The sequence below is a fragment of the Sphingomonas sp. Xoc002 genome (genome assembly GCF_050408055.1).
GTDB classification, from domain to species: domain Bacteria; phylum Pseudomonadota; class Alphaproteobacteria; order Sphingomonadales; family Sphingomonadaceae; genus Sphingomonas; species Sphingomonas yabuuchiae.
In genome coordinates this window covers 3,574,810-3,590,017 of the sequence record NZ_CP191175.1, presented here as the reverse complement: position 1 = coordinate 3,590,017, position 15,208 = coordinate 3,574,810, and the positions used below count along the sequence as shown (strand labels likewise).

The window sequence follows — 15,208 nt, the reverse complement described above, 5'->3', positions numbered from 1 at the left end:
GACGGCGCATCTTTGTGCCGTCGGCGATTTTGTGTGGGGTTCCTGACCACATGGTCACACGCTAGCATGATCCCGAAGAGAGGACCTGCCAGACATGATGAAACGCCAACGCCGCCAGCATGAGATCGTGGCGTATCTTGCCGAGGGCGGGTTCCACGGGATCGGCGAACTGGCCGAGGCGCTGTCGGTGTCCGAGGAGACGGTGCGGCGCGAGCTGCGGGTGCTGGAGGCATCGGGCGCGGTCGTGCGCGCGCATGGCGCGGTGCGGATCGCCAAGGTCGAGACCGAGGGCTCCTTTGCCACCCGCCTGCAACGCCATGCCGAGGCCAAGCAGCGCATCGCCGCCGCCGTCGCGGAGGTCGTCGCGGACGGGCAGGCCATCTATATCGATGCCAGCACCACCGGGCATTATGTCGCGCGCGCCCTGCGCGATCATCAGGGGCTGACCGTGGTGACCAATGCGGTCGGCGTCGCCGCCGAGCTGGGCGGGCGCAACGACAATCGCATCATGCTGGCGGGCGGCGAGATGGATTACGAGTATCGCGCCTGTTTCGATGCCACCGCGCGCGAGTATCTGAGCATGTTCACGCCCGCGCTCGCCATCTTGTCGGTGGAATCGGTCAATCTCGACCATGGTTTCGCCGACTATCATGCGGGCGAGGCGGCCTTGTGCCGGATGATGATCGCCCGCTCGCGCCGCACGCTGATCGCGGCCGACCAGAGCAAGTTCGACCGGCCCGGCACCATCCAGGTGGCGGCGCTGGATGCGGTGGCGATGCTCGTGACCGACGCGCCCCTGTCGCCCGCTTATGCCGAGGCGCTGGCCGGGGTGGAGGTGGTCGTCGCCTGACCCCGCGGGATCAGCAGCGCGATCATGGCGCCCGCCATCCCGAAACCGGCATGGATCAACCAGAAATGCGGTTGCTCCATGCGCGGATAGAGCGTGCCCAGTTGTCCCACCACCAGATGCGCGACGAAACCGTGGAGATAGAACAGCCCGGTCATCAGCCCGCGCCGTGACGGCGGCGCGGCGGCGGCAACGATCGCCAGCGCCGAGGGCCAGGACAGGACCACCCCGACCGCCAGCAATGCGATGGCGCAGACCGGCCCGATCAGCCCGACCTGCATCGCGCCGCCCGATAACCAGGCGAGCAGTGCATAGGCCAGCACCATCGCCATTCCCCCGGCCGCCAACTTATGCGCCGCGCTCGGCTCTCGTGAGAGACGGGGCCAGAGGCGATAGGCGAGCAGCGCCAGCGCGATGGTGAACAGCCCGTCCGCCGCCGCCAGCCAGCTCGGCGGGACCGTCATGGTGCCCAGCGTCAGGTCGACGCGCTGTTCGGCCCAGAGCAGCACCATGTTGTTGAGTTGCTCATAGGCGCAGAAGCACAGTGTCACGGCGATGATGGCGAGGATCACGCGCGGCCAGTCGGTGCGGTGTTGATCCGCCTCGCGCGCGTCGATCAGGCGAACCGGCGGTGCGGTGCGCAGGGTCAGCATCGCCGCGACCATGCTGGCGGCCATGACGACAAAGGCGGCGGCAAATCCGAACCGCAACGCCAGCCAGCCGCCGATGAGCGGCCCCGACAGTGCCCCGCCGTTCAGGAACGCCAGATAGGCCGCATAGAGCCGCTCGCCCGCCGCGCGTCCCCGCAGCGCCCCCACTTCGGCAGCCAGATTGCCCTTGAGTAGCCCGATCCCGCCGATCAGCAGCGCCAGGCCCGGCAGCGCCCAGCTGCGACTGGCCAGCGCGAGCAGACCCAACGTCATTAGCATCGCGCCGACATACATGGCGAACCGCCGCCGCCCGCTGCGATCCGCGATCCAGCCGCCCAGCGGCAGGACCAGATAGGTGAGCGCGCCGTACAGGCCGTAAAGCTGCGAGGCGAAGGCGATGTCGCCATGCGCACCGGTCACGCCCTCGATCCCGCGGCGCAGGGCGGACAGCCCGATCACCCCCCGGCCGTGGACCAGCAGGTCGGTGACCAGGAACAGGGTCAGTAGTGACTTCGCGCCCTGAATCGCACAACGCTCCCATCCCTCGACGCTGGCCAGCGTCCAGAAACCGGGGGCGGGCGGGGCGGTGTCCCTTTCGCGCATGATGTCGATGTCGGTCCGTCTCGGGGCTTGGGGAGGAAGCGACGGCTCCCTAGCGTCGGTATGTGACGGGTTCGCGGCGCTCGACAAAGCGGCCCGCGCACGGCACCACGGGGCCATGGACCTGTCCGCGATCGTCGCCGATATCGCCGCCGAAATGGCCGAAGCCCCCGACCGGGGCACGCCCGCCGATTATATCCCCGCGCTGTCGGACATCGACCCGCAGCGTTTCGGCATCGCCATCGTCGAGGCGGACGGCGCGTGCCATCTGGCGGGCGATGCCGAGCAAAGCTTCTCGATCCAGAGCATCTCCAAGGTCTTCGCGCTGACCCTGGCGCTGGGCGCGGTCGGCGACCAGCTGTGGCGGCGGGTGGGGCGCGAGCCGTCGGGGACCGCCTTCAACTCGATCGTGCAGCTGGAGACCGAGCATGGCATCCCGCGCAATCCGTTCATCAACGCGGGTGCGATCGTCGTCGCCGATGTGATCCTGGGCAACCACGAACCGCGTGAGGCGATCGGCGAGATGCTGCGCTTCGTGCGTGCGCTGACGGGGGAGGACGACATCGTCATCGACGCCGCCGTGGCGCAAGCCGAGATGGAGACCGGCCACCGCAACCAGGCGCTGGCCCATTACATGCGCGCCTTCGGCAATCTGCATCACCCCGTCGAGCGCGTGCTGGGCGTCTATTTCCACTTCTGCGCACTGGCGATGAGCTGTCGGCAGCTGGCGCTGGCGGGGCGTTACCTGATGGCGCGGGGCGTCAATTCCGGGACGGGGCGCTCGGTCGTGTCGCCGCAGCGGGCGCGGCGGATCAATGCGCTGATGATGAGCTGCGGCCATTATGACGGGTCGGGCGAGTTCGCCTTTCGCGTCGGCCTGCCGGGCAAGTCGGGGGTGGGCGGCGGCATATTGGCGATCGTGCCCGGTCGCGCCTCGATCGCCGTCTGGTCGCCCGGCCTTAACGCGCGCGGGAATTCGCAGCTTGGTACGCTGGCGCTCGAACGGCTGGTGCAGCGGACGGGATGGTCCGTGTTCGACCCGCAAGCCGGTTGACCGCCCGCAGGGGGGCAAAGGCCACCTGCGCGCGCACCGACAGGATCAGGTTGAGCGCGATCCCGGCGATCGAGGCGGCGCCGAACATGCGCACGATCCGCTCGCCCGTGACCGCCGTGCTGCAACCCGACAGCGCCAGCAGCAGCACCGCGCCGCCGAGCAGCTTCAATCCGGTGCGCAGCCGTGCGTCATGCAGCGTCCCCGCCTCCTTGGCATGGCGATAGGACCCGGCCGCGAGCAGCCAGAAGCCGACGAAGCAAAGGGCGATCGTATCAAGCATGGGCAGGCTCCATGGTCCGGCGCGACCGGCCGGGGGTTTTGGGGGCGGGGCGAGCGCTGATCCGGGCGGCGGCGGCAAAGCCGATGCCGATGGCCAGACAGGACAGGTCGAAGGCGACGAACAGCTGGTCGCCGTCGAGCAGCGAAGGGACCAGCCAGCGCGCGGTGGTCAGCGCGTTGACCACGGGAATCGCGGTCCAGAAGGCGGCGGCGATGGCGAACAGCACGGTCCAGGCGCGGCGTGCGGGCAGGCCGAGCTGCGCCAGCGCCAGCAGGCCCCAGGTCCAGAACATCGCCGACACTTCCATATCGGCGCGGCCCTCCAGCGTGGCGGGGATCAGCCGGTTGGCGAGAAGATAGGCGGCCATGCCCGCCGGAAAGGCGGCGATCACCGCGATGTTCAGCCGCTCCGCCAGCTTCAGGCCAAAGAAGGGCGCGGCACCCGGCTTGCGTCGCTTGGCGGTCCACAGCAGCAGGCCGGTGCCGACCATCGCCGCGCCAGTCAGCCCCATGACGAAATAGGCCCAGCGCAAGGCGGGGCCAGCAAAACCGGCGATGTGCAGGCCCAGCATGACGCCCGCCGTGTCGATCGCGACGGCGGCATCGCCGCTGCGGCTGAGCAGGCGGCCGGTCGCGCCGTCATAGGTGGCGATGGGGGTGCGCGAATTGATCGCGCCGCGCTTGGCTTGGGCGATGGTGATACGCGCCGCCGCATCGCCGGGATTCTGGACGATGACGCGGGTGGCGGGGCCGCCCAGCCGCTGTTCGGCATCGCGCACCAGCGGTGCGATCGCAACCAGCGGACGCCGTACGCCGCTGGCGGGCACGTCGGCCGGGGTGCCATAGGCGGTCTGCATGAACTGGGCGGGCGAGGCATAGTTCATCAGCACCGGCCAGGGCATGTACATCGTCACCAGCGTGATCAGCCCGGTATAGGTGATCATCGCATGATAGGGCAGGCCGAGCACCGCCGAGACATTGTGCGCGTCGAGCCAGCTGCGCTGCCCCTTGTTCCAGCGCAGCGTGAAGAAGTCGGCAAAGATGCGCTTATGCGTGATGACGCCCGAGATGATCGCGCCCAGCATCGCCATCGCGCACAGCCCCGCCAACCAGCGACCCCAGGGGTGCGGCAGCTGAAGCTGGAAATGGAAACGATAGAATTGCTCGCCGCCCTTGGTCTCGCGCGCGGTCAGGGGGGCGCCGCTGACCGGATCGAGGTCCAGTTCGTCGCCACGTATCCTGGGATCGGGCTTGGCGGGGATGCGGAAGATGCGCGTCGCGACCGTGCGCGCGTCGGGCAGGTAGATATACCATTGCAGGTCGTCCGGCCCGACCCGCGACAGGTAGCGGACCGCCGAGTCCGCCGCCTGCGCCGGTGACGCGGCCTCGGCACGGATTTCGGGCTGCATCCAGCGGGTGATCTCGGGCCGGAAATAGGCCGAGGTGCCGGTCAGGAACATGGTGAACAGGATCCACCCGGCGATCAGACCCAGCCAGCCATGCGCCCAGGCCATGGTCTGTCGCAGCCCGCGCCGCGCCGCCGTCGCGCTCACGGCCGCACGCCCAGCAGCTTGAGCGTTACCGCCATCGCCAGTGCGCCGCCCCAGATCACCGCGCTGACCCGGCCCAGCCGGACCTCGTGCAGCGCCCAGAGGCCGATCCCGGCATAGAGCAGGAAGGACAGGATCATCGGCCAGCCGGTCGCCTCGACCCGCGCCGTCGCATCGGGCGCGGGGAGCAGGCGCGCGGTCAGCATCGCGGCGGCGACGGCAAAGGCATAACCACCGAGAATCGCCGTGATCCACCGCCACGCCATGGCGACGCCGCTCCGCCAACGGCCGCCGCCTTGTTCGTCAATGGCCTGGCCCGATGCCACCCGCGCTTTCCCCTTGTCATCCCAATGGCATCGCTTTAGCAGCATTTGAGAGTCACTATCAATAGCAGGGAGTAAATTTATGCGCGCACTTCGCGGAGCGCTGCTGGCAGCGTGCGCCACCGGGGGAATGCTGGGCAGCGCGCTTCCTGCCCATGCGATGACCCTGTCCGAGGAGGACCAGCAGCGGCTGCGCAACGAGGACATCGTGGTCGAGGGGCAGCGCGAGAAGAAGAGCGCGTCCTCAGGCACCAAGACAGACGTGCCGCTGATCGCGACGGCGCAGAGCATCACCGTGATCGACCAGGAAGAACTCACCCGGCGCAACGCGCTGTCGATCAACCAGGCGCTCGGCTATGTCGCGGGTGTCGCCCCCAACCAGCGCGGCAATGTCGCCACCCGCTACGACCAGCTGTTCCTGCGCGGCTTCGCGCCCGGCGTGTTCATGGACGGGATGCGGCTGATGGGCGGCGTCTATGCCAGCCCGCAGATCGATTTCCATCTGGTCGAGTCGGTTGATGTGGTGAAGGGCCCGGCGGGCGTCACCTATGGCTCGGGCACGCCCGGCGGCCTCGTCAACCTGACCAGCAAGCTGCCCTATGCGGGGGCAGGCGGGCGGATCGAGCTGGCGGCGGGCAATTATGCGCTGCTGCGCTCCAGCATCGACGTGAATCAGCCGCTCGATGAGAATGACCGCTGGCTGTTCCGGATGATCGCAGGCGCCGAGGAATCGGACGGCTTCATCCGCAACACCGCCAATCGCCGCTATTATGCGCGCCCCATGCTGACCTTCGCGCCCGACACGGCGACCAGCGTGACGTTGATCCTCAACTATCAGCGCGATCCCGAGTCGGGGTCGTATAGCGGCGTGCCCGTCTATGGCTCGGCGCTGCCCAATCCGTTCGGCGTGCTGCCGGTCGATTTCAACACGTCGGAGCCGTCCTACGAGGCGTTCGACCGGACGCAGAAATCGGCGACGATCCTGTTCCGTCATGACCTGAACGACCGGCTGAGCTGGACCACCAACGCCCGCTATCTCGCGATCGGACTGCATTACCGGCAGATCTATGGCTCGGGCTATGTCACGCGCGGCGGGAATAGCGATCTCTCGACGCTCCAGCGCGGCGGCGGCGGATCGGACGAGGCGTTCCAGACCTTCACGATCGACAATCATCTGGTCGGCAAGCTCGACACCGGTCCGGTCAAGCACACCATCCTGGGCGGCGTCGACTGGCAGCATAATCGTGGCGAGAACTACCAGGCCTTCTATACCGGGCAGAATGCGAACCCGGTGTTCAACATCCCCAATCTCAGCCTGTTCGCGCCGGTTTACGGCGTGCCGCTGCCCAGCTTCCCGATCTCCCAGACGCACAATGACACCAAGCGCGATCAGGTCGGCGTCTATCTGCAGGACCAGATCGCGATCGGCGGCCTGCAACTGATCGCCAGCGGGCGTTGGGACACCTACAACCAGACGACACAGAATCTGAACACCAATGCCGTCACCCGGCTGAACCAGACGGCGTTCACCACCCGGCTGGGCGCGCTGTATGAAACGAAGATCGGCCTCTCGCCCTTCGTCAGCTATTCGGAAAGCTTCGAGCCGCAGGCGGGCAGCACCTGGGATGGCAGCAACTTCATTCCCGTCACTGGCCGCCAATATGAGGCCGGGCTGAAATACCAGCCGCGCGGCACGACCGCCTTGTTCACCCTGTCCGCCTTCGACCTGCGCCGCCGCAACGTGCCGGTCGCCGATCCGCGCGCGGGCACCGGCAATATCCCCAGCAATTCGCAGGTGCAGATCGGCGAAGTCTCGGTGCGCGGGATCGAGCTGGACGGGCGCGGCACGGTCGCCCCCGGCTTCGACGTGGTCGTCGCCGCCACCTATAACGGCCCCTATGTCCGGCAGGGTACGCCCGTGGTCGGCACCGGCGACCAGATGAGCGGCGTCACCGGCACGCGGCCCTTGGGCGTGCCGCAATGGAGCGCGTCGAGCTTCCTGTCCTATGATCTGGGCAAGGCGGGTGTCGGCAGCGCGCTGGGCGGCCTGAGCCTGGGGGCAGGGGTGCGCTATGTCGGCGAATCGGATGGCACCGCGACCACGGTGGCTGCGGGCCGCACCGTCGTCCGCCGTTTCCAGTCGCCCGACTACTGGCTGGCCGACCTGATGCTGGGTTACGATCTCGGCCAGGTCAGCCCGGCGATGGAGGGGCTGAGCCTGACCGCCAATGTCGCCAACCTGTTCGACCGGCGGCACATCACCAGCTGTTTCTTCAACAATGGCTGCTATTACGGGGCATCGCGGACCTTTGTAGGCAGCCTGCGCTATTCTTGGTAAGGCGCACCCGATTCATTCGCATTTGACGTATCCGCCCGTCCCGCCGACCGATCGGCGGGCAAGGGGCGCAAAGGAGTTTTGAGGTTTGTCGACCGATACTGCCCTGCCCGAACTGACCCCGACCACGGCGCTGAGCGTCGAGACGGTTCAGAGCGTCCATCACTGGAACGAGCATCTCTTCTCCTTCTCGGTGTCGCGCCCCGACAGCTTCCGTTTCCGTTCGGGCGAGTTCGTGATGATCGGCTTGCAGGGCGACAACGGCAAGCCGCTGCTCCGCGCCTATTCGGTCGCCAGCCCGTCCTATGATGAGAAGCTGGATTTCCTGTCGATCAAGGTCGAGGACGGCCCGCTGACCAGCAAGCTGCAAAAGGTGCAGCCGGGCGACAACATCTATCTGGGCCGCAAGCCGACCGGCACCCTGGTCGCCGACGCGCTGCTGCCCGGCAAGCGGCTGTTCATGCTGTCGACCGGCACCGGCCTGGCGCCGTTCCTGTCGGTCGCGCGCGACCCGGACATCTATGACATGTTCGACGAGGTCATCATCGTCCACTCGGTGCGCCGGGTCAGCGACCTGGCCTTCCATGACGAACTGGCGGGCAAGCTGGCCGAGGACCCGCTGGTCGGCGACGTCGCGCAGGAGAAGTTCCATTATATCCCGACCGTCACGCGCGAGCCGTTCCACACGACCGGCCGCATCGATGCGCTGATCGAGGACGGCCGCCTGTTCGCCGGGCTGCCCAGCGCGCATGGCTTCAACCCGGAAACCGACCGGATCATGATGTGCGGCAGCATGGAGATGATCAAGTCGCTGGGCGCCAAGTTCGAGGAAATGGGCTTCCCCGAAGGCTCGAACGCGCAGCCGGGCGCCTATGTGATCGAGAAGGCGTTCGCTGGGTAACACCCTTTCCTCCCCTGGAAGGGGAGGTGGCAGGGCGAAGCCCTGACGGAGGGGTGTAACCCGTTGTGATGGATAGGTTCCTCGCAACCGGCGACACCCCTCCACCAGCTTCGCTGGTTCCCCTCCCCTTACAGGGGAGGAATGGGCGTGTTTCCCAGCCTGCTGTCTGCACCACTCCCGCGACATTTGTCATCGCAGGCGGCACATTTGTGCGACATTTGCGTCCTAACGCCCAAGCCTTGGACAAGGGAAAAGGGACGGACATGCGGCTTTGGGCGGGTTTGATGCTGGCGAGTGCGATGCCGGCGATCGCGCAGGCGCAGGTTTCGACCGAGCCCGCCTCGCAGGCCCCGGCCCCCTCGACGGCTTCCACCCCCGCCGTCTCCGCGACCGCGACACCGCAAGCGCAAACGGCCAGCCCGCCCCGTACCCAGGTGCAGCCCGAGGCTGAGGAGGAAGGCGAGGAGGCCGAACCCGACGTCGTCGTCACCGCGCGGCGCGAACCGGGCAAGGTGATCGGCGACATCCCGCCCGACCAGCAACTCAGCCCCGCCGATATCCGCTCTTACGGCGTGTCGAGTGTCTCCGACCTGCTCACCGAACTCGCGCCGCAGACGACCAGCGGGCGCGGCGGATCGCCGGTGATCCTGCTCAACGGTCGCCGTATCGCGGGCTTCCAGGAAATCCGCGACCTGCCGACCGAGGCGATCCAGCGCGTCGATATTTTCCCCGAGGAAGTCGCGCTGAAATACGGCTATCGCGCCGACCAGAAGGTGGTGAACTTTGTCCTGCGCCCGCGCTTCCGCTCGCTGGCGGCCGAGGCGGTGGGCAAGGTACCGACCGAGGGCGGCTCGGCGACGGGGCAGGGCAAGCTCGACTGGTTGCAGATCCGGCGCGACAAGCGACTGAGCATCCACACCGATTATTCCGAAACCTCGCGCCTGACCGAGGCGGAGCGCGGCATCGTCGCGCCTTCGTCCAATGCGTCGCTGGGCGGCAATATCGTTACCGCCGATCCCGGCCTCGCCGCGCTGACCGGCACCAGCCCCAGCGTAGTGGGCGTGCCCGGCGGCCTGACCGCCGCGCCGTCGCTGGCGCAGCTCGCGGGCAGCCCGGCGACCGGCACCGACGTCACCCCCTATCGCACGCTGCAATCGGCGCAGCGGCAATGGGACGCCAATGTCGTCTATTCGCGCAACATCTTCGACAAGGTGTCCGCCTCGTTCAATGCCGAGGTGCAGACGACGCAGAGCAACAGCTGGAACGGCCTGCCCTCGGCCAATCTGGTGCTGCCTGCGGGCAATCCCTATTCGCCCTTCGGGACGACCGCGACGGTCAGCCGGTTGACCGATGCCTATGGTCCGCTGGTCCAGAACAATACCGGGCTGACCGCGCATCTGGGCACGGTGTTCAACGGCGATCTGGGCCGGTGGCGCTGGTCGGTGACGGGCGCCTATGACCGGGCCGAAAGCCGGGTGGCCACCGATACCGGACTGGACGTGGCGGGGTTGCAGGCCAGGCTGAACGCGGGCGATCCGACCGCCAATCCTTACGGACCGCTCGACGGGCTGGGTCTGGTGGCGCGTAATTTCGCGCGGTCGACCTCTTCGTCGGGGCAGGTCGATGCGCTGCTCAACGGCCGGGTCTTCGCGCTGCCCGCGGGCGATGTGCAGGCCAGCGTGAAGGTCGGCGGGCAGACCAGCGATTTCTCCAGCAGCTCGACCCGGTTCGGCATTTTCCAGCAGGGGGACGTGTCGCGCGACATCGTCAACGGCCAGGCCAATCTGGACCTGCCGATCGCCAATCGTAACCGCCAGATCCTGAGCGCGATCGGCGACCTGTCGCTGAACCTGAATGTCGGGGCGGATCACCTGTCGGACTTCGGCACGCTGACCACGGTCGGTTACGGCGCCAACTGGTCGCCGCTGGAGGGCGTGCGCGTCATCGCCTCCTGGACCGATCAGGAGGATGCCCCGACCGCGCAGCAGCTCGGCAACCCGTCGATCACCACGCCCAATGTCCGCCTGTTCGACTATGTGCGCGGCACGACCGCGACGATCACGGCGGTGACGGGCGGCAATCCGAATCTGGTCGCGGACAATCGCCATGTCATGAAGCTGGGCCTGACGCTGAAGCCGTGGCGCGACCGCGACGTCAACCTGACCGCCAATTATTACCGGATCGACACCGACGATCCGATCGCGTCCTTCCCGACGCCGACCGCCGCGATCGAGGCGGCGTTCCCCGACCGTTTCACGCGCGATGCTGCGGGCAACCTGCTGCGCGTCGATTCGCGCCCGATCAACTTTGCGAACACCGAGCGGTCGCAGCTGCGCTGGGGCTTCAACTTCTCCAGGCCGATCAAGTCGAAGATCCAGAAGGAGCTGGAGGCGTTCCGCGCCGGGACCGGCCCCAATCCCTTTGCCGGGCTGAACTTTCCCGGCCGTCGTGGCGATGGCGAAGGTCCGCGCCGCGAGGGGCAGGGTGGCCCCGGTGGTCCGGGTGCGGGCGGGCCTGGCGGTCCGGGTGGTCCCGGCGCGGGCGGACCCGGTGGCGGCCCAGGCGGCGGCGGTTTCCGGGGCGGCGGCTTTGGTGGCGGACGCGGCGGCGGCGGCGGGCGCGTGCAATTCGCGCTCTATCACACCTGGACCTTTGCCGACCGGGTGACGGTGGCCGAGGGCGGCCCGGTCCTCGATCTGCTGCGCGGCGATGCGATCGGGTCGAGCGGCGGCACCTCGCGCCATCAGCTGGAAGCGCAGGCGGGCTATTCCAACAACGGCATCGGCGTACGCCTGTCGGGCAATTGGCAGAGTGCGACGCGGGTCAATGGCGGCACCCCCGCCAATCCGCAGGCGCTCGATTTCGGCAGCCTGGCGACGGTCGACCTTCGTCTGTTCGCCGATCTGGGCCAGCGGCTGGACCTGCTGAAGGCGCATCCCTGGCTGCGTGGGACGCGGGTCAGCCTGTCCTTCGACAATCTGTTCAACCAGCGCCAGCGTGTGACCGATGCCAACGGTACCGTGCCGATCGGCTATCAGCCGGGCTATCTCGATCCGCTCGGCCGAACCGTCCGATTGTCGATCCGCAAGCTGTTCTTTTGAAACATCACGCCCTTTCGCATGAAAAACACATCCGGAACGGGATCAATTTGGGATCACGGCCGCAAGATTTTGGTTAACCTATACTAATTTCGCTGGCATCCCGCGCCCTTAGGAATTGCGGCGCTGCGACGGAAACGGAATAAATTCCATGAAGTGATGTCGGCCAGCGTCGATAGCGGGGGGTACATGGATCGGGGCGGAGAGGTCATGAGTGACCGCTATGACGGGCAGGTCGACGATCTGGGGGATGCGATCGACGATCGCCTTCGCCGGATTCGGGACGAACTCGCCGCCGTGGAGTCGATGGTTCGTCAGGACCATGAAAAGCGGATCAGTTCGGCCGATATCGGTTCGATCCTGCGCGCCGCGCGGGAGGGGATCGGGGGATTCTTCAACCCGGACCTGTTCGCCGACCCGGCCTTCGACATGCTGTTGTTCGTCTTCCTGGAGGAAGAAGCGGGACGCAGCGTGGAAACCAGCGCCTGTTACCGCGCCTCGGGCGTGCCACGCACCACGGCGGTGCGCTGGATCAACATGCTGGTGTCGATGGGGATGTTCTACAGCACGCCGCATCCGACCGATCGTCGGCTGGCGCTGCTGAGCCTGAGCGAGGGGACGCGCGCCTCGGTCCGGCAATGGCTGGAGGGCCTGCGCCCGCTGGTCGAGCGGATCGCGACGCGCCCGGCGATGGCCGCCAAACCCGTCGCCTGACGGATAGAGGCGCGGGCCGGGGCGGCGGTGTCAGGCCGCCTTGGCCATCCGCGTGCGCAGCCGGTCGGCCAGCGTCTCCAGCGTCACCCCGTCGATCCGCGCCGCGACCGGCGCGTCGGACCGCAGGATGTCGGCGATCGCCAGCTGCGACTGGGTGATCCGGTCGACCGCCTGGATGCTGACCATATGGCGGCGCAGCGTGTCGGGATCGCTGCCCAGCTCATAGGCCAGGTCGGCGAGCGAACGGGTCAGTTCGACCAGCTCGTCCGCCAGCGCCCGGGCAAGGGCCGGTTCCATGGCCCCCTCCGTCACTTGCTGCACAGCTTCGCGATGTTGGCGAAGATCGCGTCGCCCGCCACCGGCTGCGACACCGCGCCCTTGTTCAGCGTGAAGTCGGTGCCGTTGCGGCCGATGGCATAGGCACCACCCGCCAGCATCGCGCGCAGACCCGCCGAGCCGTCCTCGTCGTCGAGCGCCAGCAGCACACCCAGGCCGTTGCCGCCCGCCGCCTTGGCGACCGAGGCGAAGAGGAGCGAGATGGACGGCCGCTCGCCCGCCACCGGCTCGCGTGCCAGCAGGCGCAGTGTGCCGTTCGGCCAGGTGTCGACGACCATGTGCGTATCGCCCTGCGGCGCGAAATAGATGGTGCCCTGTTCCACCTTCATCCCGTCGGTCGCCTCGACGACCTTCGGCGCGATCTGCTCGCGCAGCTGCTCGATCATCGGGGTCAGCAGGCCCGGCGACATCTGCTGCACGACCAGGGTCGGCGGACAGTTGGCGGGGAAGTTCTGGAACAGGTCGAACAGCGCCTGGGTGTTGGCGGCATCCGCGCCGATCGCCAGCAGGCGGCCGTTCCAATTGATGTCGGCGACCGGGCCCTTGCGGCCCTTGGCGGCCTTGCCGCGCTTCAGATCGGCGTTGCGGGCCGACTTGATGCGCTTGCCCAGCTTGCCGATGATCGCGTCCAGTTCGGCCTGCACCGCGACCTTAGGCTTGGGGAAACAGTCGATCGCGCCGAGGCGCAGCGCCTCGACCGATTCCGCGGCCCCCGCGGCGGTCCGGGTCGAGAACATGATGACCGGCATCGGCCGCTCCTCCATGATCTCGGCGAGATATTCCAGGCCGCTCATGCCGGGCATCTCGACGTCCAGCGTCATGACCTCGGGGCGATACTGGTCGACCATCTTGCGCGCTTCGGCCGCACCGTCGGCGGCCCCCACCACCTGCACGCCCTTGATGCGTTCGAGCGCGCCCGAGATGAGGACCCGCATCGTCAGCGAGTCGTCCACGACCAGAACCTTAACGTCCGCCATTACTCAATACCTTCCAACGGAAACGCCGTTACGTCTTGAAAAACATGCGATTACGCGGCTTCGGCCGTCAATGTCACGCTATCGGTCAGGCGATCAAGCGCCAGGATCAGGATCAGCCGCTGTTCGATCGTAGCCAGCCCTTCCAGATAATGCGCCGCCGTCGCGTCGCCCATGTCGGGCAGCGGCTGCATCGCTTCGGGGGGAATGGTCACGATGTCGTTCACCGCATCGACGATCAGGCCCTGAAGCTGCTCGCCGATCCGCACCACGATGATGACATGGCGCGCGCTGGGATCGGTCACGCCCCAACCCAGCCGGTGGCGCAGGTCGAGCACCGGCAGGACCACGCCGCGCAGGTTCACCACGCCGCGCACATGGGCGGGGACGTTGGGCAGCGGGGTCGCGGGCGACCAGGCGCGGATTTCGCGGATGGCCATGATGTCGACGCCCAGGATCTGGTCGCCGAGCTGGAACGTGATGAGCTGACGCGACATGGTCGGGTTCCTCAGGAAAAGGGGATCAGTGCAGCACGCGGCGGATGGCCGCCGCGAGCTTTTCGGGATTGAACGGCTTGACGATCCAGCCGGTGGCGCCCGCTTCACGTGCGCGCGCCTTCTTCTCGTCCGAGCTTTCGGTGGTCAGCACCAGGATCGGCAGGTTGCGGTGGCCGGGTTGGCGGCGCAGCGCCTCGATCAGGCCGAAACCGTCCATGCGGGGCATGTTGATGTCGGTGATGACCAGGTCGGGCGCGGTATCGGCCGTCACCGCATCCAGCGTGTCGAGCGCATGGACGCCGTCCTCGGCCTCGAGCACCCGATATCCCATATCGGTGAGCGCGGCGCGCAGAAGCATTCTCATGCTGGGCGAATCGTCCACGGTCATGATGATTTGGGACACAAACTGGCCTTTCCGGTGAGGATCGAGAGACATTAGAAGAATTCCACGTCGCCGGTCGCGGCGGGTGGAGGGGGCGGAGCGGGGCGCGCGACACGCGGCAGCGGCACGGCCGTGTCGGTCACGTGGCGGCACCGGGCCAGGCCGAGTGCCGGGCGGAACTCGACGCGACGGGCGCTGACGCCGCCGACATCCTCACCGACCAGCGCGATCCGCTCGTCCGCCAGGAAGCGGCGGGCGAATTGCGCATTGGCGGTGCCGATGTCGCGAAAGCCGTCGCGCATCATCGCACCACCGAACAGCCTGGCCTTCAGGCTGTGCCGCTGTGCGCCGAGCGCCATCATCGCGTTGATCAGAACTTCCATCGCATACACACCATAGCGCTGCATGGATTTAGGATCGGTTTCCGCGACGCCCGGTTCTGCGAGCAAAAAGTGATTCAATCCGCCGATTCCGGCGATCGGATCGTACAGGCACGCCGAAATGCAGCTGCCGAGCACGGTCGTCAGCACCACGTCCTTGTCCTGGCTGACTCGCGTCTCGCCCTGGATGACGTTGATTCGGCGAAGCCCGTCGCGGTTCGCCAGCCGGGTCAGCGGGGAAGGCTGCGGCGGCGGGGCGAAGGGCGGGGGCTGATGGGGCATGGCCTG

At 67.4% G+C, this 15,208-nt stretch carries 15 protein-coding genes; 6 read left to right on the top strand and 9 right to left on the bottom strand.

Translation table 11 applies throughout. From position 1 onward, the window contains the following. Positions 1-94 precede the first annotated feature (94 nt). Positions 95-850 carry a DeoR/GlpR family DNA-binding transcription regulator gene (locus tag ACQR50_RS16425; RefSeq protein WP_184105586.1) on the top strand — a complete coding sequence of 252 codons (756 nt, stop codon included), beginning with the start codon at positions 95-97 and terminating at the stop codon, positions 848-850. Here ACQR50_RS16425 and ACQR50_RS16420 read toward each other — a convergent pair. Then, on the bottom strand, positions 808-2,100 hold the full coding sequence (locus ACQR50_RS16420; protein ID WP_428969130.1) for an MFS transporter: 1,293 nt from the start codon (positions 2,098-2,100) through the stop codon (positions 808-810). The two genes, ACQR50_RS16425 and ACQR50_RS16420, sit on opposite strands and share 43 nt — an antisense overlap. A 115-nt stretch (positions 2,101-2,215) precedes the next feature. Here ACQR50_RS16420 and ACQR50_RS16415 point away from each other — a divergent pair, with 115 nt between their 5' ends. Continuing rightward, positions 2,216-3,151, top strand: a complete 936-nt coding sequence (locus ACQR50_RS16415) for a glutaminase (RefSeq protein ID WP_428969129.1) — start codon at positions 2,216-2,218, stop codon at positions 3,149-3,151. On the opposite strand, the gene ACQR50_RS16410 is transcribed toward ACQR50_RS16415, so the two are convergent. The 3 genes from ACQR50_RS16410 to ACQR50_RS16400 are packed head-to-tail and all read right to left on the bottom strand — an operon-like array spanning position 3,057 to position 5,306. Beyond that, the gene (locus tag ACQR50_RS16410) at positions 3,057-3,431 is read right to left on the bottom strand and encodes a DUF3325 family protein (protein WP_428969128.1); all 375 of its coding nucleotides are present in this window, start codon (positions 3,429-3,431) and stop codon (positions 3,057-3,059) included. The genes ACQR50_RS16415 and ACQR50_RS16410 overlap by 95 nt on opposite strands. Further along, a complete protein-coding gene (locus ACQR50_RS16405; protein WP_428969127.1) occupies positions 3,424-4,983 on the bottom strand; it encodes a PepSY-associated TM helix domain-containing protein in 1,560 nt (519 codons plus the stop codon). The genes ACQR50_RS16410 and ACQR50_RS16405 overlap by 8 nt, the downstream gene beginning before the upstream one ends. Continuing rightward, positions 4,980-5,306, bottom strand: a complete 327-nt coding sequence (locus ACQR50_RS16400; RefSeq protein ID WP_428969126.1) for an iron transporter — start codon at positions 5,304-5,306, stop codon at positions 4,980-4,982. Before ACQR50_RS16400 ends, ACQR50_RS16405 begins: the two co-directional genes overlap by 4 nt. 79 nt (positions 5,307-5,385) lie before the next feature. Between ACQR50_RS16400 and ACQR50_RS16395 the strand changes: the two genes are divergently transcribed. The 4 genes from ACQR50_RS16395 to ACQR50_RS16380 all read left to right on the top strand — a co-directional run bounded on the left by ACQR50_RS16395 (position 5,386) and on the right by ACQR50_RS16380 (position 12,351). After that, positions 5,386-7,641 carry a TonB-dependent siderophore receptor gene (locus ACQR50_RS16395; RefSeq protein WP_428969125.1) on the top strand — a complete coding sequence of 752 codons (2,256 nt, stop codon included), beginning with the start codon at positions 5,386-5,388 and terminating at the stop codon, positions 7,639-7,641. An 85-nt stretch (positions 7,642-7,726) separates the two neighbouring features. Continuing rightward, positions 7,727-8,539 carry a ferredoxin--NADP reductase gene (locus ACQR50_RS16390; protein ID WP_056435650.1) on the top strand — a complete coding sequence of 271 codons (813 nt, stop codon included), beginning with the start codon at positions 7,727-7,729 and terminating at the stop codon, positions 8,537-8,539. 263 nt (positions 8,540-8,802) lie between these two features. Further along, the gene (locus ACQR50_RS16385; RefSeq protein ID WP_428969124.1) at positions 8,803-11,640 is read left to right on the top strand and encodes a TonB-dependent receptor domain-containing protein; all 2,838 of its coding nucleotides are present in this window, start codon (positions 8,803-8,805) and stop codon (positions 11,638-11,640) included. A gap of 207 nt (positions 11,641-11,847) precedes the next feature. Then, positions 11,848-12,351: a hypothetical protein gene (locus ACQR50_RS16380; protein ID WP_428969123.1), complete on the top strand. Its 504-nt coding sequence runs from the start codon at positions 11,848-11,850 to the stop codon at positions 12,349-12,351. Positions 12,352-12,381: 30 nt separating this feature from the next. Here ACQR50_RS16380 and ACQR50_RS16375 read toward each other — a convergent pair whose 3' ends face one another. From ACQR50_RS16375 to ACQR50_RS16355, 5 genes are read right to left on the bottom strand one after another with little or no spacing between them, the layout of a single operon-like run. Further along, on the bottom strand, positions 12,382-12,648 hold the full coding sequence (locus tag ACQR50_RS16375) for a hypothetical protein (RefSeq protein WP_236697066.1): 267 nt from the start codon (positions 12,646-12,648) through the stop codon (positions 12,382-12,384). 11 nt (positions 12,649-12,659) lie between these two features. After that, complete coding sequence (locus tag ACQR50_RS16370) at positions 12,660-13,664, bottom strand: chemotaxis protein CheB (RefSeq protein ID WP_428969122.1); 1,005 nt, start codon at positions 13,662-13,664, stop codon at positions 12,660-12,662. A gap of 50 nt (positions 13,665-13,714) precedes the next feature. Further along, a complete protein-coding gene (locus tag ACQR50_RS16365) occupies positions 13,715-14,158 on the bottom strand; it encodes a chemotaxis protein CheW (protein WP_042485432.1) in 444 nt (147 codons plus the stop codon). A 25-nt stretch (positions 14,159-14,183) separates the two neighbouring features. Continuing rightward, positions 14,184-14,561 (bottom strand): response regulator, encoded by a 378-nt coding sequence (locus tag ACQR50_RS16360; RefSeq protein WP_428969121.1) that lies wholly within the window; start codon positions 14,559-14,561, stop codon positions 14,184-14,186. Between the two features lie 32 nt (positions 14,562-14,593). Continuing rightward, entirely contained in the window at positions 14,594-15,202 is a 609-nt protein-coding gene (locus ACQR50_RS16355) for a chemotaxis protein CheD (RefSeq protein WP_428969120.1), read from the bottom strand. Between the last annotated feature and the right edge of the window lie 6 nt (positions 15,203-15,208).